This is a genomic window from Cupriavidus sp. 05L310 (assembly GCF_056398185.1).
On the sequence record NZ_JBFTOX010000020.1, the window covers coordinates 94,888 to 119,652 of the forward strand.

At 68.1% G+C, this 24,765-nt stretch carries 22 protein-coding genes; 6 read left to right on the plus strand and 16 right to left on the minus strand.

The features are described 5' to 3' along the window. Positions 1-3: 3 nt before the first annotated feature. The 9 genes from AC1DS6_RS16560 to AC1DS6_RS16600 all read right to left on the minus strand — a co-directional run bounded on the left by AC1DS6_RS16560 (position 4) and on the right by AC1DS6_RS16600 (position 12,034). Positions 4-900, minus strand: a complete 897-nt coding sequence (locus AC1DS6_RS16560; RefSeq protein ID WP_477102757.1) for a VOC family protein — start codon at positions 898-900, stop codon at positions 4-6. Between the two features lie 1,131 nt (positions 901-2,031). Next, entirely contained in the window at positions 2,032-3,660 is a 1,629-nt protein-coding gene (locus tag AC1DS6_RS16565; RefSeq protein ID WP_441636204.1) for a FadD3 family acyl-CoA ligase, read from the minus strand. A gap of 1 nt (position 3,661) precedes the next feature. Then, complete coding sequence (locus tag AC1DS6_RS16570; protein WP_441636202.1) at positions 3,662-4,690, minus strand: 2Fe-2S iron-sulfur cluster-binding protein; 1,029 nt, start codon at positions 4,688-4,690, stop codon at positions 3,662-3,664. An 11-nt stretch (positions 4,691-4,701) separates the two neighbouring features. Next, positions 4,702-5,469: an SDR family oxidoreductase gene (locus AC1DS6_RS16575; protein ID WP_441636200.1), complete on the minus strand. Its 768-nt coding sequence runs from the start codon at positions 5,467-5,469 to the stop codon at positions 4,702-4,704. Next, positions 5,453-7,234, minus strand: a complete 1,782-nt coding sequence (locus tag AC1DS6_RS16580) for an FAD-binding protein (RefSeq protein ID WP_477102758.1) — start codon at positions 7,232-7,234, stop codon at positions 5,453-5,455. Before AC1DS6_RS16580 ends, AC1DS6_RS16575 begins: the two co-directional genes overlap by 17 nt. 27 nt (positions 7,235-7,261) lie before the next feature. After that, positions 7,262-7,780 (minus strand): flavin reductase family protein, encoded by a 519-nt coding sequence (locus AC1DS6_RS16585; protein WP_441636208.1) that lies wholly within the window; start codon positions 7,778-7,780, stop codon positions 7,262-7,264. 25 nt (positions 7,781-7,805) lie between these two features. Continuing rightward, positions 7,806-9,548 carry an FAD-dependent oxidoreductase gene (locus AC1DS6_RS16590; protein WP_441636196.1) on the minus strand — a complete coding sequence of 581 codons (1,743 nt, stop codon included), beginning with the start codon at positions 9,546-9,548 and terminating at the stop codon, positions 7,806-7,808. Between the two features lie 19 nt (positions 9,549-9,567). Continuing rightward, a complete protein-coding gene (locus AC1DS6_RS16595) occupies positions 9,568-10,761 on the minus strand; it encodes an acyl-CoA dehydrogenase family protein (RefSeq protein ID WP_441636206.1) in 1,194 nt (397 codons plus the stop codon). A gap of 121 nt (positions 10,762-10,882) precedes the next feature. Next, positions 10,883-12,034, minus strand: coding sequence for an LLM class flavin-dependent oxidoreductase (locus AC1DS6_RS16600; RefSeq protein WP_477102759.1), 1,152 nt, complete (start codon positions 12,032-12,034; stop codon positions 10,883-10,885). 223 nt (positions 12,035-12,257) lie between these two features. Here AC1DS6_RS16600 and AC1DS6_RS16605 point away from each other — a divergent pair, with 223 nt between their 5' ends. Both AC1DS6_RS16605 and AC1DS6_RS16610 read left to right on the plus strand, forming a co-directional pair. Continuing rightward, positions 12,258-12,425 carry a hypothetical protein gene (locus AC1DS6_RS16605; protein ID WP_441636192.1) on the plus strand — a complete coding sequence of 56 codons (168 nt, stop codon included), beginning with the start codon at positions 12,258-12,260 and terminating at the stop codon, positions 12,423-12,425. 14 nt (positions 12,426-12,439) lie between these two features. Next, positions 12,440-12,799 (plus strand): VOC family protein, encoded by a 360-nt coding sequence (locus AC1DS6_RS16610; protein WP_441636190.1) that lies wholly within the window; start codon positions 12,440-12,442, stop codon positions 12,797-12,799. 5 nt (positions 12,800-12,804) lie between these two features. Here the strand turns inward: AC1DS6_RS16610 and AC1DS6_RS16615 are convergent, their stop codons facing one another. Then, positions 12,805-13,992: a helix-turn-helix transcriptional regulator gene (locus AC1DS6_RS16615; protein ID WP_477102760.1), complete on the minus strand. Its 1,188-nt coding sequence runs from the start codon at positions 13,990-13,992 to the stop codon at positions 12,805-12,807. Positions 13,993-14,402: 410 nt separating this feature from the next. Between AC1DS6_RS16615 and AC1DS6_RS16620 the strand changes: the two genes are divergently transcribed. The 3 genes from AC1DS6_RS16620 to AC1DS6_RS16630 all read left to right on the plus strand — a co-directional run bounded on the left by AC1DS6_RS16620 (position 14,403) and on the right by AC1DS6_RS16630 (position 17,323). Continuing rightward, a complete protein-coding gene (locus AC1DS6_RS16620; RefSeq protein WP_477102761.1) occupies positions 14,403-15,212 on the plus strand; it encodes an SDR family NAD(P)-dependent oxidoreductase in 810 nt (269 codons plus the stop codon). Between the two features lie 63 nt (positions 15,213-15,275). Then, positions 15,276-16,214: an alpha/beta hydrolase gene (locus tag AC1DS6_RS16625; RefSeq protein ID WP_477102762.1), complete on the plus strand. Its 939-nt coding sequence runs from the start codon at positions 15,276-15,278 to the stop codon at positions 16,212-16,214. After that, on the plus strand, positions 16,211-17,323 hold the full coding sequence (locus AC1DS6_RS16630) for a 3,4-dihydroxy-2-butanone-4-phosphate synthase (RefSeq protein WP_477102763.1): 1,113 nt from the start codon (positions 16,211-16,213) through the stop codon (positions 17,321-17,323). Before AC1DS6_RS16625 ends, AC1DS6_RS16630 begins: the two co-directional genes overlap by 4 nt. Here the strand turns inward: AC1DS6_RS16630 and AC1DS6_RS16635 are convergent. The 5 genes from AC1DS6_RS16635 to pcaH form a co-directional block, all read right to left on the minus strand. Continuing rightward, positions 17,266-17,961, minus strand: a complete 696-nt coding sequence (locus AC1DS6_RS16635) for a hypothetical protein (protein WP_477102764.1) — start codon at positions 17,959-17,961, stop codon at positions 17,266-17,268. The two genes, AC1DS6_RS16630 and AC1DS6_RS16635, sit on opposite strands and share 58 nt — an antisense overlap. Positions 17,962-18,110: 149 nt before the next feature. Then, positions 18,111-19,313: a bifunctional 3-oxoadipate enol-lactonase/4-carboxymuconolactone decarboxylase PcaDC gene (gene pcaDC / locus AC1DS6_RS16640; RefSeq protein ID WP_477102765.1), complete on the minus strand. Its 1,203-nt coding sequence runs from the start codon at positions 19,311-19,313 to the stop codon at positions 18,111-18,113. 43 nt (positions 19,314-19,356) lie between these two features. Beyond that, positions 19,357-20,760, minus strand: a complete 1,404-nt coding sequence (locus tag AC1DS6_RS16645) for a 3-carboxy-cis,cis-muconate cycloisomerase (RefSeq protein ID WP_477102766.1) — start codon at positions 20,758-20,760, stop codon at positions 19,357-19,359. 96 nt (positions 20,761-20,856) lie between these two features. Next, positions 20,857-21,435 carry a protocatechuate 3,4-dioxygenase subunit alpha gene (gene pcaG, locus AC1DS6_RS16650; RefSeq protein WP_477102767.1) on the minus strand — a complete coding sequence of 193 codons (579 nt, stop codon included), beginning with the start codon at positions 21,433-21,435 and terminating at the stop codon, positions 20,857-20,859. 3 nt (positions 21,436-21,438) lie between these two features. Beyond that, the gene (gene pcaH / locus AC1DS6_RS16655) at positions 21,439-22,164 is read right to left on the minus strand and encodes a protocatechuate 3,4-dioxygenase subunit beta (RefSeq protein WP_441636499.1); all 726 of its coding nucleotides are present in this window, start codon (positions 22,162-22,164) and stop codon (positions 21,439-21,441) included. 94 nt (positions 22,165-22,258) lie between these two features. On the opposite strand from pcaH, the gene AC1DS6_RS16660 reads away from it, so the two are divergent. Further along, positions 22,259-23,209, plus strand: a complete 951-nt coding sequence (locus tag AC1DS6_RS16660) for a LysR substrate-binding domain-containing protein (RefSeq protein ID WP_477102768.1) — start codon at positions 22,259-22,261, stop codon at positions 23,207-23,209. A 13-nt stretch (positions 23,210-23,222) separates the two neighbouring features. Here the strand turns inward: AC1DS6_RS16660 and mdtD are convergent, their stop codons facing one another. Beyond that, positions 23,223-24,677: a multidrug transporter subunit MdtD gene (gene mdtD / locus AC1DS6_RS16665; RefSeq protein ID WP_477102769.1), complete on the minus strand. Its 1,455-nt coding sequence runs from the start codon at positions 24,675-24,677 to the stop codon at positions 23,223-23,225. Between the last annotated feature and the right edge of the window lie 88 nt (positions 24,678-24,765).

Here is a 24,765-nt window from a genome sequence, read left to right on the forward strand (position 1 = left end):
GTTCTAGCGATATCCGATGCTGAAATCGTGGCCCCACAGGCTGACCCGGGTGGCCTCGTAGGCGGCGTGCTGGCTCCAGTCGACCACCAGCCCGCCGTAGCCGTACTCGAGGTCGAAGCCGCCGGGCGTCTTCATGTAGAAGGAAACAACGCGATCGTTGCAGTGCTGGCCCAGCGTGGCCGAGAGCGCCACGCCCTGCTGCTGCGCGCGGTCGAGCGCGCGGCCCACCTCCGTCATGTCCTGCACCTCGGCCATCACATGGATGCAGCCGCTGGGCGCGGGCGCCTCGAAGATGGCCAGGCTGTGGTGCCGCCCGTTGCCGCAATGCAGGAAGTGGATGCGCTTCTCCGGCTCGGCCGGATCCGTGGTGAAGCGCGCGCGGAAGATATCCGACAGGCCGAAGCCCATCACATCGCGCAGGAATGCATAGGTTTCGTCGAAGGCGGGCGCCGGCAGCACGGAATGCCCCGCGCCCAGCGGATCGGTGACGAAGCGCGACACGCCGATGGGCGAGACAAAGCGCAGGAAGTCCGAACGCATGCCCCAGAAGATCTCGTGCCGGTTGCCGGAAGGATCGGTGAACCAGGCCATGGCCTGGGTGCGCCGCTGGATGCGCTCGGTCTCGCTGGCATGCGTGACTTCCACGTTTGCCGCGCGCAACGTGGCGAGCGCGTGGCTGAAGGCCGCCTCGCCGGCCAGCTCCCAGCCCGATGCCAGGTAGCGGTCCTGCTTGCCGGGTACGATCAGGTAGCGGTAGTCGCGCTCGTCCATCTTGAGGTAGAGCGCGCCATGGGGGGCGTTGGTGCACGCCATGCCGAGCACTTGCTCGCCGTAGTGGCGCCAGCGTTCGGTGTCGGTGGACTCGACCACGATATAGCCGAGCGCTCGGATGTCCATCATGCTGCCTCCTCGCTGTTCTTGGATTTCATTGGCTGCCGTGGTGGGTGCGGCAGGTTGGTGAAGCCATTGTTCAGCGGAAGTGGGATGTGTACATCGTCTGTTGGGACTAGCCTTGTGGGATTGGTTTGCTGTTTCTTGCCTCGCTGGTGGGGGTTTTGGCGTTTTTTTTGGTGGGGTTTTTCGGCTTCTGGGTGCTGGTGCAGAGTGGCGTGGGTGGGTGGGGTTTTAGCGCTTCTAGCTGCTGGCGCGGCTGTACGGGGTTGGCCGTTTTCGCACACGGAGGTGTCACTTTTCTTTACTCGTAAAGAAAAGTAACCAAAAGAAAGCGATCCTTGCAGGAGGCTGGCGTGTCGGGGTTGCGTAGCCCAATGGTTTCGTCGTCAGGCCCCGGGTTCTAACAGACTCGTGCCGTTACCGGTTCAGAGCACCACGACCCGGCCAATGCCCAGGGATTCGTGGTGGTGCCCCCGGTAGCGGAATTCCTGCCCATTCGCCCATCTGCCGGTACCGGCGCGAATCGTCACGACACATCACGTCGTGATGGTTTCGTGGTGGGGTGGGCGCGGTGGTGAGGTCATCGGCTTATCAATTCGGTGCCACCGCGCCCACGACGAAGCTTGAGACGCCTGCAACTTCGTTGCCGTATCCTCTGCGAGCGCCACGAAGTTGCAGGCGCCCCGTTTTCGTCGTGGGTGCGGTGGCACGGGATTGCTAGGACGAAGAACTCCTTCACCGCGCCCACCCCACCACGAAACCATCACGGCGTGATAGATCGTGATGCTCCGCGCCGGTACCGGCAGATGGGCGAATGGGCAGGGAGCCGCTACCGGGGGCCTCACTACGAAACCAGCGCCATTGGCAGGATCGTGGCGCTCCGAACCGCTAACGGCATGAGGCCATTAGAACCCCGGGCCTGACGACGAAACCATTGGGCTACGCAACCCCGACACGCCAGCCTCCTGCAAGGATCGCTTTCTTTTGGTTACTTTTCTTTACGAGTAAAGAAAAGTGACACCTCCGTGTGCGTAAACGGCCAACCCCGCACAGCCGCGACAGCAGCTAGAAGCGCTAAAACCCCGCCCACTCACGCCACTCTGCACCAGCAGCCAGAAGCCCAAATCCAACCTCCCATCACCCCTCCCTCAACCGATACTTAAGAATCTTCCCAGCCGCACTAGTCGGCAGCATCTGCACAAACACCACCTCCCGCGGCACCTTATAGTTGGCCATATGCCGCCGCGCCCAATCAATCAGCTCATCGGCACCAACCTTGCTGCCATGCCGCAGCACCACAAAAGCCTTCCCCGCCTCGCCGAGGCGCTCGTGCGGGACGCCTACCACCGCCACCTGCGCAATCGCCGGATGCGACACCAGCAGCTTCTCGATCTCGGCCGGATAGCAATTGAAGCCCCCGACGATAAACATGTCCTTGATACGGTCGGTGATCCGCAGGTTGCCACGCACGTCCAGCGTGCCGACATCGCCCGTGCGCAGCCAGCCGCCCGCATCGATCGCTTCCGCGGTGGCTTCCGGCAGCTGGAAGTAGCCCCGCATCACGTTGTAGCCGCGCACCGCCACCTCCCCGGGTTCGCCTGCCGGCACCGGCTGGCCGTCGCTATCCAGGCAGCGCAGTTCGACACCGGGCATGGCGCGGCCCGACGTCAGCGCCACGAGATCGGCATCGTCTCCGGCGCGGGTCAGCGTGGCGAACCCACACGATTCCGTCAGGCCATAGCCGGTGAAGATTTCGCGAAAGCCCAGTTCGCGCTGCATGCGCTGGATCAGCACGGGCGGGATCGCCGACGCGCCGGTCACCGCGACGCGCAGCGAGGACAGGTCGAATTCCCGCAAGCGCGGATTGTTCAGCAGTGTCTGGTAAAGCGTCGGCGGGCCGGGCAGCACCGTGATGCGCTCGTTCTCGATGCGGGTCATCACCGCCTCGGCATCGAACACCAGGTGCGGCAGGATGGTGGCGCCGCTGACCAGCGCCGCCAGCCACCCGGCCTTGTAGCCGAAGGTGTGGAAGAAGGGATTGACGATCAGGTAGCGGTCGCCGGCCTCCACGCCGGTGATCGAGGCCCAGCCATGGATGGCCTGCAGGTTCTGCGCATGCGCGGTCATCACGCCTTTTGGGCGGCCGGTGGTGCCCGAGGTGAACATGATGTCCATCAGGCAGTCGCCGGTCACGGCACGCTCGCAAGCTTGGAACTCCGCCTCGCTGGTCCGCGGCGCCAGGGCCAGCAAGTCTGCCCATGCAAGCTCATCCGGCGCCATCTGCCGCCCCACGCGCCCGCGCAGCACCACCACGCGCTCCAGCGTGGCGGGCCGGTGCGGCGCCAGCATTTCCGGATAGCTCTCGCCGAGGAAGTCGTCGATGCAGAACAGCACCCGCGCGCCGCTGTCGGCCAGGATCGCGCCGGCCTCCATGCCCTTCATGCGGGTATTGATCGGCACCAGCGCCGCACCGATGCTGTGCGTGGCCAGGGCGGCGACGATCCATTCCGACAGGTTGGGCGCCCACACGGCGACCCGGTCGCCAGGCACCACGCCGAGCGCGAGCAGCGCCCGTCCCGCCTCCGCGCGCAGCGCGTCCAGCGCCGTGAAGCTGAGCCGCAACCCATCCTCCTGGATGGCGATGCGCGCGCCGTGGCGCGCGGCGGCCGTGCGTACCAGCTCCGGGATGGTGGCGGGAACGGCCTGCCCCGCCCTGGCGGCGTCGGCCAACCCCCGGGCGGTTTCGATGGTGTCAGTTGTCATCATGTCAGTCGGGAAATTTCAGGTGCAGTTCGCTGCCGGCCGCGCGGGCCTGGCAGGCCAGGGTCCAGCCGGCCTCGCGGTCGGCGGTGTCAAGCACATGGTTCTCGCCCAGCGTTGCCTCGCCGTGCGTCACCTGGCACATGCAGGCGCCGCACAGGCCGGAGCGGCAGGAGTTCGGAGCCGCGATGCCAGCGCGCAGCATGGCGTCGAGCACGGTTTCGCCCGCCTGCGCGTCGAGCCGGTGGCGTACGCCATCCAGCTCCACCTCCAGCGCAGCCGCAGCGGAAACCGGCGGGGCCACTTCTTCGGCCTGCCCTGCGGCGGGCGGCGGCGCGCCGAAGCGCTCCACGTGAATCCGCTCGCGTGCCACGCCAAGGGCCTGCAAGGCGGCCTGGGCACCGTCCATGAACGGCCCCGGCCCGCAGATAAAGCAGTCGGCGTGGCCCCACGGCGAGGCCAGCGCTTCGAGCTGGGCCTGCGAGGGCGGCCCTTGCACGCTGTCCAGCCAGTGGATCACGCGCAGCCTGTCCGCGTGGCGCGCGGCCAGGTCGCGCAGCGCATCGCGGAAGATCACGCTGCGTTCATCGCGGTTGGCGTAGATCAGCGTGACGTTGCCGCCATCATGGCGCAGCGCCGCCTTGGCGATCGACAGCACCGGCGTGATGCCGCTGCCGCCGGCGAACAGCAGCAGGTCGCCATCCAGGCTGCGGGGCGTGAACACGCCCGCGGGCGGCATGACGTCAACCGTGTCGCCAGCCCCGAGCCGGTCGCAGATCCAGTTGGATACGCGACCACCGCGCACGCGCTTGATGGTCACCCGCAGCGCATTGTCGACCTGGGGGCTGCTGGACAGCGAGTAGCAGCGCTGCTGCGCGGCGCCCTCCAGCGGCACCTTGAGCGTCAGGAACTGGCCTGGCCGGTAGGCGAAGGTATCGCGCAGTCCTTCGGGCAGTTCGAACACCAGCGAGCTTGCCTCGTCGGTTTCGGCCACCACCTGGGCGATGCGCAGCGGGTGGAATTGCGCTTGCACCATGATGTCCGCGATCAGGCGATGCCCATGATGGTCTGCGCATTGTCGATGCGCAGCTCGGCGCCGTTGACGTAGCGCGACTCATCGGAGGCCAGGAACAGCACCAGGTTTGCCACGTCGCCGGGCAGGCACATGCGTTGCATCGGATCGCCGCCCGCCTGCTCATGGGTGGCCGGGGCATCGGCCGCGCCCTGCATCAGGGCAGCCGTCATCGGCGTCAGGATGCCGTCCGGATGCACGGAGTTGCAGCGGATCTTGTAGCCGCGCTGCTTGCAGTAAGCCGCCACGCTGCGGGTGAGCGCGGTGACAGCACCCTTGCTGGCGCTGTAGGCGCAGAACATGCTCATGCCGCCCAGCGCCGCCACCGAAGACATGTTCACGATGACCCCGCCGTTTTGCTTCATCGCGCCCACGCCATACTTGCAGCCCAGGAAATAGCCGTCGGCATTGATGCGCATGATGCCCTGCCATTGCTCCAGCGTGGTGTCCTCCACCGAGCCCAGCGCCAGCACCGCGGCGTTATTGACCAGCACGTCCGGCGTGCCGAAATGCTCCTGGGTGCGCTGCATGACCTGCTGCCAGCCGGCTTCGCTGGCGATATCGTGGGGCACGAAGATGGCGGTGTCGCCAATCTCGCGCGCCACGGCGTGGCCGGCCGCCTCGTTCAGGTCGGTCAGCACCACGCGCGCGCCTTCGCGCGCCAGCAGCAAGGCGTCTTCCTTGCCGACGCCGCTGGCGGCGCCGGTGACGATGGCGATCTTTCCTTCAACTCGGTTGCTCATGGCTTGTCTCCTTGGTGTGTTCGTCGATGTGTTCATTGCGGCCCGGCTGGTCCGCCAGGGCTGCCAGGGCAACGAGATGGCGCCCGGCATTGCGCCCCGACCAGATACAGTCGGCGAGCGAAAGGCCGCTCACGTAGTGATTCGATGCGATGCCGACCGCGGTGCGGCCAACCGCGTACAGGCCCGGGATCGGCGCCGCCTGGCCGCCGGCTCCTTCCGCCAGCACCTGGCCGCACGTCTCGTCCACGCGCAGGCCGCCGAGGGTGATGGCGGGACAGGGAAAAGCGCGGCTATGCGCGGAGATATCGATGGCCAGGTAGGGCCCGCGTTCCAGCGATGCGCACATCGCCGCGGATTTCCCTGCGGGGTCGGGCAGCTCGCCGCGCGCCGCCGCGTTATAGGCAGCCAGCGTCGCCAGCAATGCCGCGCGCGGCATGCCCAGCTTGTCGGCCAGCAACGCGATACCCGGCGCACGCGTGGCGCCGAACAGCATCAGCATGATGGCGGGCACGCGCTGGAAGGCCCAAAGGCGTCCGGTGACGCAATCGCGCAGGGCCGCGCGCGCCAGCCCGGCGTTCAGGATCAGCCAGGCGCGGCCGCCGTGCTCCTCGCAGATGGCGTGGCCCAGCCGCGCGCCGTAGACTTCCTCGTTGCCGATGCGCGCGCCTTGCGCGTCGACCACGCAGCCACGTGCCCAGTCGAACGGCGGATTGATGAAGCGCCACGCGGAAACGCGCTCCAGGTGGCGCGCCGCCGCCCCGACCGACAGGCCGAGGCGGATCCCGCTGCCATCGCAGCCGGTGGTGCCCAGGCGCCAGTTGCGGCGGTACTTGGGCGCATGCGCGGCCACCATGGCCGGGTTGAAGATGAAGCCGCCGGTGGCCAGCACAACGGCGCCGGCACGCACTGCACAGGGCTGCGCGAAATCGTCTTCCAGCTGCGTCACGCGCCGGCGCAAGGCATCGGCCAGCGCCGGGGAAAGGTTGTGCAGGCGCTCGGCCCAGCGCGCCAGGCGGGCATGCCGGCGTTGCAGGCGGCCCGGCGGCAGGCGCCGGAGTTCCACGCCAATGACGGTGCCCCGTCCATCGACAATCAGGCGGCGCGCCGCCGCGTGGCGTATCACGTCCACCCCGGCCTGCGCCTGCACCGCGCGCCGCAGCACGCCGTACAGCACGTGACCGGACATGCCGCTGCCCTTGCAGCGATGGCCGCGCGGCGCCGGCTCTGCGTGGCGCGCGTACTCCGCCACGGCCTCGTTGCCCGAGTAGTAGAGGTAGTAGTCCTGCGCGGGATACGAGGTCTTGCGTGGCGGCACGGTGGCGGCAAAGCGCGCGCCCAGCTGCTCCAGCCAGGCGATCATGCCGGTGCTGCGCTCGCAGAATGCCTGCAGCGTGCCATTGCCGACCGCGTCGCCAACCTCCTGCCGCAGGTAAGCCGCCATGGCCTCTGGCGTGTCACGGTAGCCGGCGGCCCGCTGGTATGGCGTGCCACCGCCGGCATACACCACGCCGCCGCTCCTGGCGCTGGCGCCGCCGCCTTCGAAGCGCTCGGCCACGATCACGTCGAGCCCGCCCCGTGCGGCTTCGAGCGCCGCGCAGGCGCCGGCCGCGCCGAAGCCGATCACCGCCACGTCGCAGCGGGCATCCCAACGGTAGGCGCCCGGGTCGGCGACGACCAGCGGCGGCAATACCGCGTTGACCCCGCCGCAGGCGGGATCAGAAACGGGATCGGATGCGGGATCGGGAACGAAGGCGTTGGCGGTCATCGCGCAGGCTCCGGCACTGGGTTCACGTCACGCCGCCCGCAGGCTGGCCAGCGGCGCCGAGGTGGAGTAGGCGCCGTCCACATAGACCAGCGGCGCCACGTCGCCGGCCAGCCGGACTTCGCGCAGGCGGCCGATAAAGACGGCGTGGGTGCCGTAGTCGAAACGGCCGTCCTGCTCGCAGATCAGGTTTGCCTGAGCATCCCGCAGGAAAGGCACGCCCAGCGGGTCGGCCTCCCACTGGCCCGTGGTAAAGCGGTCCTCGCCCTTGAGCCGGCCACTGCAATCGACAGCAATGTCGCGATGATCGGCCGCCAGCAGGTTGACGCAGAAATCCACCCCGGCATTGAGGGCCGGGTAGATCGAGGCATTGCGATGGATGCAGATCAGCAGCGAAGGCGGGTCCGCGGACAGCGAATCGACCGCGGTGACCGACATCGAATAGCGGCGCTCGCCCTCGCGGCAACTGACCACCGCAACCGAGCGCGCCATGCGGCGCATTGCCATCAGCATATCGTCGCGCAGCGACGGGGAAATAGTCTGGTTCATCATGCCTCCTGCCTGTGTGATGGTATTAGTCCGCTTGGCCCTGCCCGGCCGCCCCGCCCGCCAGCACATCGGCGGCGATCAGGCCGAAGGTCATGGCCGGCCCGATGGTGGAGCCCGCGCCCGGATAGCTGGCGCCCATCATCGAGGCGCTGGTATTGCCGATGGCGAACAGCCCGTCGATGGGCGAGCCGTCCTCGCGCAGCACGCGGGCGCTGGCATCGGTCGCCAGCCCGCCCTTGGTGCCAATATCGCCAGCGTCGATGCGCACCGCGTAGAACGGCGCGCGGCCGATCGGCGCCAGGCACGGATTGGGACGGACCTGGGTGTCGCCGTAGTAGGTATCGAAGACGTTGTCGCCCTTGCCGAAGTCCTCATCCACGCCTCTCGCCGCAAAGCCGTTCATGCGCTCGACGGTGTGCGCCAGGCCGCCCGGATCGATGCCGGCGAGCCGCGCCAGCGCGTCGAGCGAATCGGCGCGCAGCAGGACGTCCGCGAAGGGGGCCGGGATGCGGCGGTCCGGCATGACCGAGCCGGGCAGGATCGGCCCGCAGGGATACTTGCGGCGGAAGGTGGCATCGAACACCAGCCACGCCGGCACGCTGCAGCCCGTCCGCTCGTGGTCGCGGTACATCGCGGGCACGAACTCGGAGTACGGCGCGGCCTCGTTGACGAAGCGCCTGCCCTGCCCGTTGACGACGATGCAGCCGGGCAAGGCGCGCTCGACAAAGATCGCGCGCTGCTTTTCCTCGCCGCCGACCTTCACCGTTGGCGCGCCCCATACATGCGACATCAGCTCCAGCGCCGCGCCCGCGCGCTGCGCGGCCTGGATCCCGTCGCCGGTGTTGTGCGGCGGCGTGGCGCTCCACTCTGCCCGGCTGGGATGCGGCAGGTATTGCTCGCGCATGGCCTGGTTCCGCTCGAAGCCGCCCGCGGCCAGGATCACGCCGCGCCGGGCTTCGATGCGTACCTGCGCGCCATTGCGCCGCGCCAGCACGCCGGTGACGCGCGCCGCGCCACCGTGCTCCTCCACCAGCAGGTCTTCCAGCGCGGTATCGAGCCACAGCGGAATGCCGCGCTTCATCATGGCGTGGCGCAAGCCGCCCACCAGGCTGTTGCCGAGCGTGAGCCGGCGGTCGCGCGCGGTGCGGCGGCGCCAGCCGAGATCCAGCCAATAGCGCCCAAACTGCCGGGCCGCCACGCCCAGCCAGCCCCGGCTCTTGCTCAGCATGGCGTGGGCCTCGGCGGAGGTCACCGCCACCCGGCCCGCCACCAGCGTCCCCGGCGAAGGCGGCCGCAGCCGCGCGAACTCCTCGCCCAGCTGCGCGCCGTCGAACGGCATCGGATCCAGCGCGCGATATCCGGGCAGCGCGCCCGGCAAGCGCTGGAAGTAGTCGGCGTAGCGCGGCAGCGAGTAGTAACGCACCGCGGTGCGCTGCTCCAGGTAGCTAAGCATGCGCGGACCGTGCTCGAGGTACGCGCGCAGCTTGGCGGGCGTGGAGCGGCCTTCGGTGCACGCTTCGAGATAGGTAAGCGCGGCGTTGTAGCTGTCGCTGCCACCCGCTTCTTCGATATGGTGGTTGAGCGGGATCCAGATCCCGCCGCCCGAGACCGCCGAGGTGCCACCATACAGGCCGCTCTTCTCCAGCACCACCACGGACAGGCCGCGATCCGCCGCGCGGCAGGCGGCCAGCATGCCGCCCGCTCCTGAGCCGACCACCACTACATCAAACACCGCGGTGCCGCCTGCCTGCCCTGTGCCCTGGTTCATGTTCCGCTCCACGCCGGCCTCAGATAAAGAAATCGGTGTTGGCGCGGCCCATCATCACGCCGCCCAGGTTCTGGCCGAAGCGATCCAGGTTGTTGGCGTAGTGGGCACGCGCCGCATGCAGGTCGAGGAAGCGGCGTACCAGCGGATTGGTGACGTAGATACCGTTGCCGCCGGCGTAGCGCAGCAGGCTGTCGGCGAGTTGCGCGCACCGCTGGGCGACCTGTGACGACTGGTAGCGGAAATGCAGGCGGCGCGCCGTATCGAGCTGCTCGCCCCGGTGCGCCGTGGCCATCAGCTCGTCGAAATTGCGGCGCAGGATGGTACGCATCTCATCGATGCCGGCCGCCGCGTTGGCGCAGGCGAGTTGCGCGCCGCCGTCCTCGGCCGTCCTGCCGCCGCTGTTGGCGCTGACCCGGCCATCGGCATAGGCGATGAAATCGTCGAGCCCGCCTTCCAGCGCGCCGATGCAGGCCGTGCAGACGGCACGCACGAAGATCTGGGCGAACGGCAACTGGTACAGCGGCGCCTGGTTGAGGGACAGGCCCGGGCTGGTGCCCATGGCGCCGTCGACGGCGCTGTGGGTGCGGTATGCCGGCACGAACACGTCGTCCACCACGATGTCGTGGCTGCCGGTGGCGCGCAGGCCCAGCACATCCCAGTTGCGCACGATGGTGTAGTCGCTGCGCGGCAGCAGGAAAGTGCGGTACTCGGGCGCCGCGCCGGCCTGCTGCGGCGGCACCAGGCCGCCAAGGAAGATCCAGTCGCACAGCTCGCTGCCGCTGGAGAACTTCCAGTGCCCGGAGAAGCGGAAGCCGCCGTCCACCGGCACCACCTTGCCCACCGGCATATAGGTCGAAGCGATCAGGGTGGCGTTGTCCGCGCCCCAGACGTCCTGCTGGGCCTTGCCGTCGAACAAGGCGAGCTGCCAGTTGTGCACGCCCACCACGCCATAGACCCAGGCGGTGGACATGCAGCCCTTGGCCAGGGCCATCTGGATGTCGAAGAAGGTCTGCGGGTCCAGCTCATGCCCGCCATAGCGGCGCGGCTGCAGAACCTTGAAGAAGCCCGCGGCCTGCATGTCGGCCACGGTTTCGGCCGGGATGCGCGATTGCGCCTCGGCCTGGCCGGCGCGCTGCGCCAGCACCGGGATCATTTCGTGCGCGCGGCCGATCAGTTCGGCCGCCAGTCCTTCGGGGTAGTTGTCTCGATGCACCGCCATCTCCTCTTGCCGGCCACCGGGCCGGTCTTGTCGTGCCTTCATGCTGGCATCGCCGCTGCCCCGCGCCATCGTCCGAGGAGACTAGTCGCGCAGCAGCGATGGTCCGATGGCTCGCTCAGGCGAGCGCGCGCAGCTTGCGGCCCTGGGCGCGGAAGTGCGGGATCACGTGCTCGCCGATATTGCGGATGGTTTCGAGCTGGGCCCATTGCGGCACCGTGCCCATCTGGCAGATGAACAGGATCTCGTCGGCCCCGGCGTCGATCAGGCGCTGCACATAGCCGATGCAGTCCTCCACCGTGCCGTAGGCATGGTTGGGGTTGAGCATCATCATCGACGGATCGCTGAAATCCACCGTGACCTTCTCCGAGGCGAAGCTGGTCTTGATCACGGCCTTGCCTTGCGCGTCCTGCTCGGTGATGTTCTCCACATCCCAGCCTTCGGGATTGGGGCGCTCGCCGCCGGCATACCAGTACCCCAGCGACTCCATGAAGTAACGCTGTCCCTTGATGCCGATCTTGCGCGCCGCCACGCCGTCTTCCAGCACGATGGTCGGACACAGGGCGGCAAGATGCTGGTGAGGACGGAAACCAACCTGGTCCTTCGCCTGGCGCGTCTCGTAGGCTTCGCGATAGATAGCATTCTTCTTCGCCACGTCTTCCGGGCCGCCAAAGCCGAGCACCAGCGCACCCATGCCGCGCGCGCCGGCACGCTTGAGCGTATCGGCGTTGGTGCAGGCCAGATACATCAGCGGGTGCGGGTCCTGGCGTGGCTTGGGATGGATGGGGCGGCGCGGAATCTTGATGAATTCGCCATCGTGCTCGATCTCGTCCTGGGTAAGGATCTTCGGGATCAGGTACATCGCCTCGTCGATCATCGGGTGCAGGGTTTCGAGGTCGTAGCCAAAGGTGCCCGCCTCCTGCTGCGTACCGCCCTTACCCACGCCAAAATGCACGCGCCCGCCGGAGAGAATGTCGAGCGTGGCCACGCGCTCGGCTACCTTGACCGGATGGTTCATCGCCGGCGGCAGGCAGACCACGCCGTGGCCGATGCCGATGCGGCGCGTGCGCCCGGCCACGAAGGCCAGGAAGGTCTCCGGCGCGCTCATGTGCGCGTAGTTGGTCAGCGCCGTGTGCTCCACCGCCCAGACGACATCGAAACCCATGTCCTCGGCGAGTTCCACCTGCTCCATGATTTCGTCGAACACCTTGTGGTCGCCGGCGCGCGACGCGTCGACAGTCTGCGCTTCGTAGATCAGCGAGAATCGCATTGCAGTCCCCTTCCTTTACATTTGGTTTTCAGGCCATCGGCCGGGAGCGCCGCCGCGTTGTCGTGGCGGGCGGCGCCATCGCCGGCACCGTCATTGCTGGCCTGCGTGACTGCAGTGTGTGCGGCCGGGGAAAGTGCGGCATCGTCTGATTGGATTATGCGCGGCGGCACCGTGTCCCTATCATGTCCAGGACCACTCACCACCTGCACATGGATACGCCGTCATGAAGATTCCTCCGCCGACTCCTCCGCGTCGCCAGACGCTGCTGGCCGCCCTGCCGACAGGCACCGCCGCACCCGCCCGCGCGCTCGACATCCTGCTGTCCGACGACGACGGTGATCAATCGCTCAATATCTGTGCCGTGTGCCGCCAGGCGGCGTCCGCCCGCTGACAAGGAGCGACAGCATGCAATCCAACCTCTTGCTTTACCCGGTGGACGATATCGATGCCGCCCTGCCGTTCTTCGAGCAGGGCCTGGGCCTGGCGGTGAAGTTTCGCGATGGCGGGCGCTATTGCGCGCTGGACGCCGGCCCCATCACGGTAGCGCTGGTGGCCGGCGAGGAGCGGATGGTCTCCCAGCCCGCACTGGCATTCCGGCTGGAAGCCGGCGAGGATATCGCGGCGGCGATCGAGCGCCTGCTGGCGGGCGGCGCGCGGATCGCGCAGCCGCTCGCCAGCGGCCCGCACGAGTTGCGCGCGGTACTGACCACGCCGCAGGGATTCCCGCTGGTGGTCAGCGCCAAGCCCGCCAGGCCGGCGAGCTAGCGCGCTCAGCCGAGCGCCACCACGCTGCTGAGCAGCATGCGCACCAGCGTGGCCTGCCGGGTCACGCCGGTCTTGGAGAAGATGGCGCGCAGGTGGGCGCGCGCCGTGTTCTTGCTGATGCCGAGCTCCTCGGCCGCTTCTTCCAGCGCGAGGCCGTTGGCCAGCTGCAGCGCAAGCTGGGTTTCCGCCGGCGTGAAATCGAACAGCTTGCGCACCACCTCGTGCGAAGCCTGCGACTTGCGCTCCGGGTCGCGAATGAAAATCACGCACGAAGGCCGGCGCTTATTGTCTTCCGACCACTCGCTCAGCGGAATCGTGCGGATCAGCACGCCCAGCTTCGCGTTGCCCGAAGGCCGCGTGATCGACATCGCCTCCATCACCGCCGGCGCGGTGCCGATATGGCCCATGATGGCCTGGCGCAGCAGGCGCTGGAACTGGCGGTTCTCCTGCGCGTACTCGACATCCAGCGAGCCCCTGGCAATACGGATGCCGTCCTTGTCGGCAAGGATCTCGTCCGCGGCCGAATTGGTCCGCATGATGGCACCGGTCTCATCGAGTATCGCCATGCCGACCAGCATGCGGTCGATGGCGCTGGCGTACAGGGTGCGCTCCGACTCCACCACATCCATGCGCGAGTGCAGATCGACCGCGCGCCGCAGGTGCGGCAGCAGCACCGTGCATATGGCTTTGTCCGCTTCCGAGAAGTCCGGCGCGTCGACGTTGCGGCAGACACGGAGGCGGCATTCCACGCCATCGTCGGTGCGGATGTCCGCGCCCATCATATAGCGGACGCCTAGCGGCTTTAGGAACTCCCGGTACAGGTCGCTGTTGCACCACGCGACGGTGCCAATCTGCTCGTCGATCGTCACCACCCGGTCGGCGGGCAGGTCGACGAAGGGATCCATCGCGTAGTAGTAGTTGTTGTACATCGTCTCGCCGGGCAAGGTGTTGCCGCCTTCCTCGCTGGCGTGCACCATCAGGCCCGCCCGGTCGCTTGCCGGCGAGCGCAGGATCAGCGTGACGTAGTTCGCATGCAGGTGGGTGCGGATGAGTTCCAGCGCCTTGCTCCATGGCACCTGCTCCATGGCCCCCTGGTAGATCTTGCCAAGCAGCGTGCTGAGATCCGCCAGCGAGAGCGCCACCGGCGCGTAGCAAAGCGCCGCTTCCTGGCTGTGGCTTGCCTCCATCAACATACCTCTTGTCTCCGTTATCCACGCCTGGCTCTGCGGCCGGCGTTTGCCATGACAAGGGCGGTGCGCCCCCCGGCGGTTCCCGATTATATGGATTGCCACGGCACCGGTGGCAGGATTGCGCATCATGGTTTGCACCTATCGGCGCGCCGTATGAGGCCGCTGTCGGCGAGGCAGGTGCTTGCTTTCGCACCCGCTTCGCCGCTGCGGATAGGCCAGACCTTACCCTCCTGCCGGGCGCTCACATACCGCAAACGGACTAGGCAACTCCCCTCTCGGGGCAATCCCTGAGCCTCGCTGGCGCCTGACACCTCACTCAAACAGACGATGCGAGGGCCACGCCCGGCAGGTAGAAATGGGCGGACGCAATCCCGCGCGCCATCCATTCCAACCACTTCGCCAGGAGACCCGCCATGGCGGCAAACGAGACCGGAAAGACCGCAGTGATCACAGGCGCCGGCGGCGGCATAGGCCGGGCCCTGGCCCACGCGCTCGCCGCGCAGGGTGTGGCGCTGGTGCTGGCGGACAAGGATGACGACGCGCTGCTGCGCGTGCACGGCGAACTGACGCACCACCGGCAAACGATAGCGATACTGCCAACCGATGTGGCACAGGCTGCCCAGGTCGAGCAGCTCTGCGCGCGCAGCTTCGAACTGCTGGGCCGGGTCGACCTGCTCTTCAACAATGCCGGCGTGCTGGCGACCGGCGCCTGCTGGGAGCTGGATGCCGCCGTGTTCGAGCGTGTGCTGAACGTCAACCTGTGGAGCGTAATCCACAGCTTGCGCGTCTTTGTGCCTCGCATGGCGGTGCAAGGCAGCGGGCATATCGTCAACATCGCCTCGATGGCAGGTCTTGCCGTGGGCCCCTGGCTTGCGCCCTATACCGTGTCCAAGCAGGGCGTGGTGGCGTTGAGCGAAGGGCTGGCGATGGAACTGCAGGCGGCGGGCATGCCGCTCAAGGTGTCGGTGGCATGCCCGGGGCCGGTGGCCACCGGCATCGCGCTCGACCTGCCGGCCGGCGCGCAGAGCGGCGTCGGCGGCATGAACCAGGCGCTACAGGCGAGCATCGCGCAGGGCATGCCAGCGGCAACCATGGCCCGGCACATCCTCGACGGCGTGGCCGCCGGAGATTTCTGGATCCTGCCGCACGCCGAAGCCGCCGCCGCCGCGCAAGCGCGCGCGAACGGCATCGCCAGCGGCAAGGCGCCGGCCTTCGCTTTCTGAGCCTCGCCTGCCTTTGCCGCACCCTCTCCCCCCCTGCACTTCCTTCAGCATAAGGAAAAACCAATGCAATTCGACCCGCAAGTCCGCGCCCTGCTCGACGCCATGGCGCAGTTCCCGCCACTCGACTTCACCACCATCACGCCAGACGCCTACCGCGCCGTGCTGGCCGCGCACCCCGCGTTCGCGCCGGGGGATGCGGTCGCGGAAGAACGCGAACTGAGCGTGGCCGGCGCCGCCGGCCCCTTGCCTGCCCGCCTCTACCGCCCGCCTGGCAATGGCCCCTGGCCGCTCACGGTGTTCTTCCACGGTGGCGGCTTCGTCACCTGCGGGATCGAAACGCACCACAATATCTGCCGCTCGCTGGCGAATCGCGCGCAGACCCTGGTGCTGTCGGTCGGCTACCGGCTGGCGCCGGAGGCACGCTTTCCCGCGGCTGCCGACGATGCGTGCGCGGCGCTGCGCTGGAGCGCGGCACACACCGCCGAACTGGGCGCACTGCCGGACAGGATGGCTGTCGCCGGCGACAGCGCCGGCGGCAACCTGGCCGCGGTTGCATGCCAGCAACTGCGTGGCAGTGTGGCGCTGCGCCACCAGTTGCTGCTGTACCCTTACCTGGATTGCGCGGACGAATCCGGCAGCTGGCGCACCTTCGCGCAAGGCTGCTTCCTGACCGGGGACATGCTGCGCTGGTATGCCCGCCACTATCTCCCCGACCCGCGCCATGCCGCCGATGTGCGGGCCAGCCCGCTGCGCCAGCGCGAACTGGCGGGCGTGGCGCCGGCCACCATCATCACGGCCGAATTCGACCCCCTGCGCGATCAGGGCGAGGCCTACGCCGCCGCCATGCAACGCGCCGGCGTGGACAGCGCCCTGCACTGCTGGCCCGGGCAGATTCATGGCTTCATGAGCATGCAGGGCTTGCTGGACGCGGCCGACGCGGCGCTCGACCTGGCGGCGTCCGCCTTGTGCGCCGCCTTTGCCGATGCGCGGGAGGCGGCATGAGGCCCGCACCGATCGGCGACGTGCTGCGCGCCATCGCCACCGGCCAGCGGGTCGTGGTCATGGAGGACGACACCGCTGAAGCCAGCGGCTGCGTGCTGGTCGCGGCGGACAAGATCAGCGAGGCCGACGTCAACTTCATGGCGGCGCACGCGCGCGGCCTGGTCTGCCTGGCCATCACCGAATCCAGGCGGCGGCAGTTGAGCTTGCCGATGATGGCGGTCGGCGGCAGGCAGCGCGAGCCGTTCACCGTATCGATCGAAGCGGTGGATGGCGTCTCCACCGGCATCTCCGCCGCCGACCGCGCGCTGACGATGCGCGTGGCCAGCGCCGCGCATGCCAGGACAGGCCACCTGGTCCAGCCGGGCCACGTCTTTCCCATCGTGGCGCAGCCTGACGGCGTGCTGCGCCGCGCCGGCTTCGCCGAAGCCTGCTCGGATTTGCCGAGACTGGCCGGGCGCGAGGCCGCGGGCGCCTACACGATGTTGCTGGACGACGCCGGCGAGTTGCTGCGCGGCACCGCCTTGCCGGACTTCGCCAGTGCGCACGGCCTGATGATCTGCGCCATCAGCGACCTGATCCATCACCGCCTGCTGGTGGAGGGTGCGCTGCGCCGCAGCCAGAGCGGCCGGCTGGCCACGCCCTACGGCGAGTTCGCGGTGCATGCGTACTACGACGAGCCCATCGACGCCGTGCACCTGGCGCTGGTGCTGGGCCGGCCGGAGCCGGGCAAGCCGGTGCTGACGCGCGTGCAGACCGTGGAGACCTTGCGCGATGTGCTCGCGTTCGAACCGGCGCAAACTCAGGCGGCGCCCGCGCCGGGCTGGAACCTGGCACGTTCGCTGGCGCGCATCGGCACGGAGGGCTGCGGCATCCTGGTCTTGCTGGCCGAGCGCGAGCCGCCTCACCAGCTACTCCAAGAGGTCTCGCGCCTGGGCCAAGCCAGGGGACGGCCCGCGCCGCCATCGTTCGCGCAGCGTGCGCTTGGCGTGGGGGCGCAGATCCTGCGAGACCAGGGTGCGCGCAAGCTGCGGCTGCTGAGCCAGCCGGTGCCCTATCGCAATATCGCGGGATTCGAGCTGGAGGTCACCGAGTTCGTGCCGCCGGCCTGAGCCAGTGCGGCAATCTCCTGCGCCAGCCGTTTCGCCGCGTCGCGCAGCACATCGTCCTGCGCCGCGGCGTAACCGATCACCAGCGCCGGCGGCATTGCCCGCTCCCGGCAAAACTCGCCCAGGCTCTGCAGCGTCAGGTTCGCGCCGGCGCGGGCTTGCACCACATCGTGCTCGCTGATGCCGTCCGGCAGCCACAGCACGAAGTGAAACCCGGCGTGTTCCCCGCTGACGCGCAGGCGCTCGCCCAGAGCCGCCCGCAGCTCCGCCAGCACGATGTCGCGGCGGCGCAGGTACACGTTCCGTGAGACGCGCAGGTGGCGCAGGGCCGGCCGCAGCGCGTCGGGCATCACCATATAGCCGATCCGCAGCGAGGCATAGAGGCTCTTGTTGAAACTGCCGCAATGAATCACGCGGCCGCCGCCATCCAGCGCCTTGAGCGCGGGCAGCGGCGCTGCGGCACTGGCTAGGTCGCTTGTGCCGTTACTGAAAGCCCGGTGCATACGGTGTCGGCGTTCCAATTTATGTTGGCGGCCATGGGTATCGAGTTGGATGTGGTGGTTATTGGGCAGGAGAGGTTGTAGGGCTTTTTGCGGTTTGTTTGGGCGGCGATGGTTGTTGCACCCAAGTGCGTACGACATCCCCCTGCGGGGGATGTCGTACGCACTTGGGTGCAAGATGCCAACGCCGCTCAAAAAGACACCGAGCACCCCAACAGTGGGACTGTCGTACGGCTATTGGGTGCAAAAACCATCACCGCCCAAACAAAGCCGCAAACAGCCCTCACCGCTTACGAACCCTTCAAAGCCTCCGCATCCACCGCGGCAAACACCTCCTCTGCCATATGAAAGGCCGAGTTAGCCGCCGGCACCCCGCAATAAATAGCAGTCTGCAGCAGCACCTCCTTGATCTCGTCGCGGCTGACATCGTTGTTCGCCGCGGCGCGCAGATGCAACTTGAGTTCTTCATTGCGGTTAAGCGCCACCATCATCGCAATGGTGATCAGACTCCGCGTATGCCGCGGCAACCCTTCACGCGTCCAGATCTCACCCCATGCATAACGCGTAATCAGATTCTGAAACTCATCGTTAAGCGAGTTCAGCCGGGCCAGCGAACGATCCACATGCGCACTGCCCAACACCTCCCGCCGCACGGCCAGGCCAGCCTGATAGCGCTCGCCATCGTTGGCCGGACGGTTCGCGGCCTGCTGCGCATCGTCACCCAGGAAGTCCAGCAACGCCTCGGTAAAACGCTCCGGCTGCTCGCGGTTGGACAGATGCGCCGCCTCCAGTTCGAGATAGCGTGCACCCGGAATGGCATCGGCCAGCGCGCGCCCTTCCGCCGCCGTGGTAGACGGATCGGAACTACCGGCAATCACCAGCACCGGCACCGGAATGGTCCTGACCGCTTCGCGCAGATCGGCGTCGCGCACCGCCGCGCAGTTGGCGGCATACCCACGTGCATCCAGGCCGGTCAGCACCCTGCGCAGGTCATCCAGCCGATTGCCGGCGGCGCTGACGAAGGAAGGCGTGAACCAGCGTTGCAGCGAGCCCTCCACCAGCGGCGCCATGCCGTCGCGCAACACGCCTTCAATGCGCGTGTTCCACGCCTCGGGGGTGCCGATCTTTGGCGCGGTGTTGGCCAGCACAATGCGGGAGAAGCGCTGCGGCGCGTTCACGCCCAGCCACATGCCGGTCAGGCCACCCATCGACAAGCCGCAGAAGGCTGCCTTCCGGATCTGCAAGGCGTCCATCAGCGCGATGACATCGCTGCCCAGTTCCGCCACGCTGCTCGGGCCCGGCGGCAATGCGGACTGACCGTGGCCGCGGGTGTCGTAGCGCAGGATGCGGAACTGCTGGCTCAGTGCTTCGGCCTGCGGCGCCCACATCGTGTGGTCAGTACCTAGCGAGTTGGAGAAGATCAGGACGGGCGCGGATGCTGGGCCTTCCAGCGTGTAGAAGAGGCGATTGCCGGCGTGGGTGATGAAGGGCAAGGTGGTCTCCAGAGAATTCGGTTCGGTGTTCAGGTACGTGTATTCATTCAGCGTCTGCGGCTGGCTTCCGGGGGATCTCAGTGCTCTCCTGCCGCCAGGCCGCCAGGACCGCATCGACGAATCCCCCCGCCTGCCCGGCGTAATTGGCCGGATCGCAAACCCGGTCCAGCGCCGCCGCATCCATCAGCCCGGCATGCGCGGCATCTCCGGCCAGGGTCGCTCCCAGCGCCTCCCGCAATGTGGTGCCTTCGGCAACGGCCCGCCGGCAGGCGCCTTCGACCAGATGATGCGCCGGTAGCCGGCCAATCTTTCCACCCAGTTCCAGCATGGCGGCTTCCGCCAGGATCAGCCCGTGCGTCAGGCCCAGGTTGGCACGCATGCGCGCGGCGTCCACCTGCAGTCCGTTTACCACTTCCAGCATCTGCCGCAGCGCGCCCGCGGCCAGCGTGACGATCTGCGGCAAGGTATCCCATTCCGCCTGCCAGCCGCCCAGCGCGCGTTCGTGCTCCTGCACCATGCCGGCCAGCATGGTAGCCACCAGCGGCGGCACGCGCACGGCGGCGGTGAGCACGGCGGCGCAGCCTACCGGGTTGCGCTTGTGCGGCATGGTGCTGGAGCCGCCGCGCCCGGGGCCGGAGGGCTCGGCCACCTCCGCGACCTCGGTCTGCATCATGAGCGAGACGTCGCGCGCGATCTTGCCGAGCGTGCCGGTCAGCATGCCGAGCGTGGTGGCTACCTCGACCATGCGGTCACGGTATGCGTGCCACGGTGTGGCCGGGACTGCCAGCGAGAGTTCGCGCCCAAGCTCGGCGGCCACCGCCGGAGCGGCGTCGCCGAGGCTGGCCAGGGTGCCGGCGGCACCGCCGAACTGCAACGCGGCGGCCCGCGCGCGCGTGGCGCCGAGGCGGTGCAAGTCGCGCCGCAGCGCGTCGAGCCAGCCGGCGGCCTTGAGGCCGAAGGTGGTGGGCAGCGCGTGCTGCAGCCAGGTGCGCGCCACCATCGGCGTGTCGCGATGCTGCGTGGCCAGCGCGGCGCAGGCGTGGCCGAGCGCCTTGAGATCGGCATCGACGGCCTGCAGCGCTTCACGCAGTTGCAGCACCATGCCGGTATCGATCGCGTCCTGGCTGGTGGCGCCCCAGTGCACGTAGCGCGCGGCTTGCTCGTCGCGCGCGGCTACGCGGGCGGTAAGTTGCCTGACCAGGGGAATGGCGAGGTTGCCGGCTGCCACGGCAGCGGCGGCCAGCGCGTCGAAGTCGATCTCCTCGGCGCGGCAGGTGCCGGCGATGACCTCGGCAGCTTCGGCGGGGATCACGCCGCAGCGGGCTTCGGCGTGCGCCAGCGCGGCTTCGAAGTCGAGCATGCGCTGGACCGTGCCGGCATCGGAGAAAGCGGCCAGCGTGGCGGCGCTGCCGAACATCGGGTCGGTCAGTCGGGATGAGGTGGGCATCGATTCAGGTTCGCATCGGCATGGAAAAACCCCAGCGCCGGACCATGACGGGTCCGGCGCCGGGGCTCGGTCTGGCGCAAGCGGCTCGCGCCCGGGTCAGATGTCGAAGAAGACCGTTTCGTCCTGGCCTTGCAGCACCACCTGCCATTGCAGCTTGCCCGCGCCCGCCGGCTGCGCCACCAGCGTGTGGCGGCGCTCGGCGGGTACCTGCGACAAGGCCCAGTCGCGCGCGTTGGCCTGCGTTTCGTCCGGGAAGTATAGGCGCGTGGACAAATGCTTGAGCAGCCCGCGCATGAACAGCGAGACCACGATGTGCGGCGCCTGCGGCTGGCCGCCGGGGCCGGGTACCGGGCCCGGCTTGACGGTGACAAAGCGGAAGCTGCCGTCGGGCTGGGTCGGCAGCCGGCCAAAGCCGGTGAAGCCGGGCACCAGCGCCAGCTCGGCGCCGTCGCGCGCGTCGTCGGGATGGCGGTAGCGGCCGGCCGGGTTGGCCTGCCAGATCTCGACCATGCCATCGGGCACGGGATCGCCGTTGCCGTCGATCACGCGGCCTTCGATCACGATGCGCTCTCCCGCCAGCCCGGGGGCCTCGGCGGTCAGGTCGGCGCAGTCAAGGCCGGACAGGCCGATATGCAGGTAGGGTCCGACGGTCTGGGATGCGGTGGCGTACAACATGGCTTACTCCATCGGCGTGGCATCGCGGCCACGCAGCACGATATCGAAACGGTAGCCGAGCGCGTACTCCGGCGCCGTGGTTTCCCAGTCAAGGGCGGCCACCAGGCGGTCGCGCGCCTTGGCGTCGGGCACGCAGTTGAAGATGGGGTCGAAAGCCAGCAGCGGATCCCCCGGGAAGTACATCTGCGTCACCAGGCGCGTGGCATAAGCGTTGCCGAACAGCGAGAAATGGATATGCTGCGGCCGCCAGGCGTTGTGGTGGTTGCGCCAGGGATAGGCGCCCGGCTTGATGGTCTTGAACTGATAGCGGCCCAGGGCATCGGTCACCGCGCGGCCCTCGCCGGTGAAATTGGGATCGAGCGGCGCGTCGTGCTGGTCGCGCTTGTGCACGTAGCGGCCGGCGGCATTGGCCTGCCAGACTTCGATCAGCGCGTTCGGCACGGGGCGGCCGTTTTCATCGAGCACGCGGCCGCTCACGAGGATGCGTTCGCCGATGGCTTCGCCGGCATGGCCGGCGGTAAGGTCGCTGTCGCCGTGGCGCACGAACTCGGCGCCAAACAGCGGGCCGGTGACTTCGGACAGCGTCTGGCCCAGCGCCACCAGCGGCTGGTTGGGCGAGCGCAATTGCGTGGAGGCGTAGGGATCGAAGCGGTATTCGGGTTGGGTATCCCAGTAATGCCGGCGGTATTGCGCCAGCCCCGGGGCCAGCTGGATGGGCGAATCGGCCATGGTCGTTGTCTCCTTGTGGGGAATTTTCATTACTTTATTTGCGGTCATATCTCCTGTAAATTGAGTTTTTAGACAATTTGCATAACTTTTCGATATGCAGAGCACCTTCCGCAGCCGTGTGCGCCTGCGTCACCTGCACTGCTTCGTCGCAGTGGCGCAAACCCAGCATCTCGGCCAGGCCGGGGAGCAACTGGGGCTCAGCCAGCCCGCCGTTTCCAAGACCCTGACCGAGCTGGAGGCGCTGCTGGGCGCACGTTTGCTTGAGCGCAAGCGCTCGGGCACCGACCTCACCGAACTCGGCCAGCGCTTCCTGCGCCACGCCTTGCGCGTGCTGGAGGACCTGGACGAAGCCGCCGACAGCATCGGTGGCCCGGGCGCCGCCGGTCGCCGGCAGATCCGGCTGGGCGCCCTGCCCAGCGTGGTGCCGGACTTGCTGCAGGAAGCGGTGCTGGCATTCCGCGCCACGCATCCGGAAATCGGCCTGGCGGTGCAGACCGGCATGAACCGCACGCTGATCGACTGGCTGAAGGCCGATATGCTCGATCTCGCGATCGGCCGCATGGACAATCCGGCGGTGATGGAAGGGCTGTGGTTTGAGATGCTGAGCGCCGAGCCGCTGTTGCTGGCGGTGCGCAAAGGCCATGCCCTCGCCGCCGCGCCACCGTCCCTGGCCGATGTCATGGCCTTCCCGCTGGTGGTGCCCGCGCAGGGTTCGGCGCCGCGCCACAACGCGGAAAGCCTGCTGGCACGGCACGGTTTCGTGTTGCCGACCGGCGTGCTGGAGACATCGGACGCTTACCTGGGCCAGCTCACCGCATTGAAGTCCGAGGCCGTCTGGCTGGCGCCGCGCTGCGCCATGCGCCAGGCGCTGGAGGACGGCGAGCTGGTGCTGCTGCCCATCTCGGGCCAGGGCAGCGAGGAGCCGGTCGGGCTGCTGCGCCAGGGCGGCCGCGAACTCGACGAGGCCGCCGAAGCCTTTGTGCACGATCTGCGCGAACGCGCCACGGCGCGTTCGCGCGGGCCGGCGCCGAAGGCCAGGGGATAGTCCCGTGCGACCCTCACATCTCGGTCGCGTCTTCAACCCGCTTGCCGGCCGGGCGGACCACGTCTGGGGATAGCTGCAGGAAGATCCACGCCGAGGCCGAGGTAATCAGCCCCACGCAGATGAAGGTGGCATGGAACGCCGGCAGCGCGGTGGTGGCGCCATGCCGGCTGAAGGTCCCCTGGAAGGTCGCCAGCAACGCGCCGGCCGAGGTCACCGCCAGGCTCATCGACAGCATCTGCACCATCGACAGCAGGCTATTGCCGCCGCTGGCCCCGGCCGTGCCGAGATCCTTCAGCGTGACGGTATTCATGGCGGTGAACTGGATCGAATTGACCGCACCGAAAAGGGCCAGTTGCACCAGCACCAACGCGAGCGGCTGGGTGGGCGAGATCAGCGCGAACGAAGCCATCGCCAGTCCCACCACGAACGTATTGACGACCAGCACCCTGCGATAGCCGTGGCGTTCGATCAGGCGCGTGGCGAAACGCTTGGATGCCATGCCCGCCGCCGTGATCGGCAGCATCATCATGCCCGCCTGGAACGGCGAATACCCCAGGCTGACCTGCAGCGTCAGCGGAATCAGGAACGGCATGGCGCCATTGCCGATGCGCGCGAACAGGTTGCCCAGCAGGCCCACGCTGAAGGTATGGATGCGAAACAGCCGCAGCGCGAACAACGGCCGGCGGCGGCGCGTGGCGTGCAGCACATACGCCGTTAGCGAAGCCATGCTGGCGATCAGCAGCATCAGCACGGTGGCATGCTCAAAGCCAAGTTCAGCCAGGCCATCCAGCGAGAACGACAGGGTCAGCATGGCGATGGCCAGCAGCAGGTAGCCGCTGATATCGAACGGCGCCACGCCGTGCAGCCGGCTGTTGGGCATATAGCGCATGGTGGCCAGCCCGCCCAGCAAGCCCACCGGCACATTGATCAGGAAGATCCAGTGCCAGGAAAAGGTCTGGGTCAGCCAGCCGCCCAGCGTCGGCCCGATCAGCGGGCCCACCATGCCGGGAATGGCCACGAAGCTGAGCGCCTGCAGGTACTGGTCGCGCGGGAAGGTGCGCAGCACCGCCAGCCGCCCCACCGGCAGCAGCATGGCGCCCCCCACGCCCTGCACTACCCGCGAGACCACCAGCAAGGCCAGGCTGTCGGAATAGGCGCAGGCCAGCGAGCCGGCGACAAACAGCACGATGGCCGTCTGGAAGATGGTGCGGGTGCCGAAGCGATCGGCCAGCCAGCCGGAGGCCGGGATGATCACCGCCATGGTCAGCGAGTAGGCAATGATGACCGACTGCATGCGCAGCGGGCTCTCGCCCAGGCTTTTGGCCATCGACGGCAATGCCGTGTTGACGATGGTGGAGTCCAGCGTCTGCATGAAGAAGCCGATGGCGACCACCCACAGCATGATCTTGCGGGTACGGCCATCGGTGGCGGCGGCGCTGGCAGTGGCGGGAAGAGGCGTGTCTTGCATCGGGATGGGCGTGCCCCGGAACGCAGGTGCGCTGGGTAGATCCGCTGGGTCGCGTACCGTAGCAGTGTAGCGGAGCTTTATGCTGGCA

Bases quoted from the DNA above. Each gene is read 5' to 3' on its own strand.
- AC1DS6_RS16560 (WP_477102757.1), bottom strand. From the start codon at position 900: ATGATGGACATCCGAGCGCTCGGCTATATCGTGGTCGAGTCCACCGAC.
- AC1DS6_RS16565 (WP_441636204.1), bottom strand. From the start codon at position 3,660: ATGATGACAACTGACACCATCGAAACCGCCCGGGGGTTGGCCGACGCC.
- AC1DS6_RS16570 (WP_441636202.1), bottom strand. From the start codon at position 4,690: ATGGTGCAAGCGCAATTCCACCCGCTGCGCATCGCCCAGGTGGTGGCC.
- AC1DS6_RS16575 (WP_441636200.1), bottom strand. From the start codon at position 5,469: ATGAGCAACCGAGTTGAAGGAAAGATCGCCATCGTCACCGGCGCCGCC.
- AC1DS6_RS16580 (WP_477102758.1), bottom strand. From the start codon at position 7,234: ATGACCGCCAACGCCTTCGTTCCCGATCCCGCATCCGATCCCGTTTCT.
- AC1DS6_RS16585 (WP_441636208.1), bottom strand. From the start codon at position 7,780: ATGAACCAGACTATTTCCCCGTCGCTGCGCGACGATATGCTGATGGCA.
- AC1DS6_RS16590 (WP_441636196.1), bottom strand. From the start codon at position 9,548: ATGAACCAGGGCACAGGGCAGGCAGGCGGCACCGCGGTGTTTGATGTA.
- AC1DS6_RS16600 (WP_477102759.1), bottom strand. From the start codon at position 12,034: ATGCGATTCTCGCTGATCTACGAAGCGCAGACTGTCGACGCGTCGCGC.
- AC1DS6_RS16605 (WP_441636192.1), top strand. From the start codon at position 12,258: ATGAAGATTCCTCCGCCGACTCCTCCGCGTCGCCAGACGCTGCTGGCC.
- AC1DS6_RS16610 (WP_441636190.1), top strand. From the start codon at position 12,440: ATGCAATCCAACCTCTTGCTTTACCCGGTGGACGATATCGATGCCGCC.
- AC1DS6_RS16615 (WP_477102760.1), bottom strand. From the start codon at position 13,992: ATGTTGATGGAGGCAAGCCACAGCCAGGAAGCGGCGCTTTGCTACGCG.
- AC1DS6_RS16620 (WP_477102761.1), top strand. From the start codon at position 14,403: ATGGCGGCAAACGAGACCGGAAAGACCGCAGTGATCACAGGCGCCGGC.
- AC1DS6_RS16625 (WP_477102762.1), top strand. From the start codon at position 15,276: ATGCAATTCGACCCGCAAGTCCGCGCCCTGCTCGACGCCATGGCGCAG.
- AC1DS6_RS16630 (WP_477102763.1), top strand. From the start codon at position 16,211: ATGAGGCCCGCACCGATCGGCGACGTGCTGCGCGCCATCGCCACCGGC.
- AC1DS6_RS16635 (WP_477102764.1), bottom strand. From the start codon at position 17,961: ATGTCGTACGCACTTGGGTGCAACAACCATCGCCGCCCAAACAAACCG.
- AC1DS6_RS16645 (WP_477102766.1), bottom strand. From the start codon at position 20,760: ATGCCCACCTCATCCCGACTGACCGACCCGATGTTCGGCAGCGCCGCC.
- pcaG (WP_477102767.1), bottom strand. From the start codon at position 21,435: ATGTTGTACGCCACCGCATCCCAGACCGTCGGACCCTACCTGCATATC.
- pcaH (WP_441636499.1), bottom strand. From the start codon at position 22,164: ATGGCCGATTCGCCCATCCAGCTGGCCCCGGGGCTGGCGCAATACCGC.
- AC1DS6_RS16660 (WP_477102768.1), top strand. From the start codon at position 22,259: ATGCAGAGCACCTTCCGCAGCCGTGTGCGCCTGCGTCACCTGCACTGC.
- mdtD (WP_477102769.1), bottom strand. From the start codon at position 24,677: ATGCAAGACACGCCTCTTCCCGCCACTGCCAGCGCCGCCGCCACCGAT.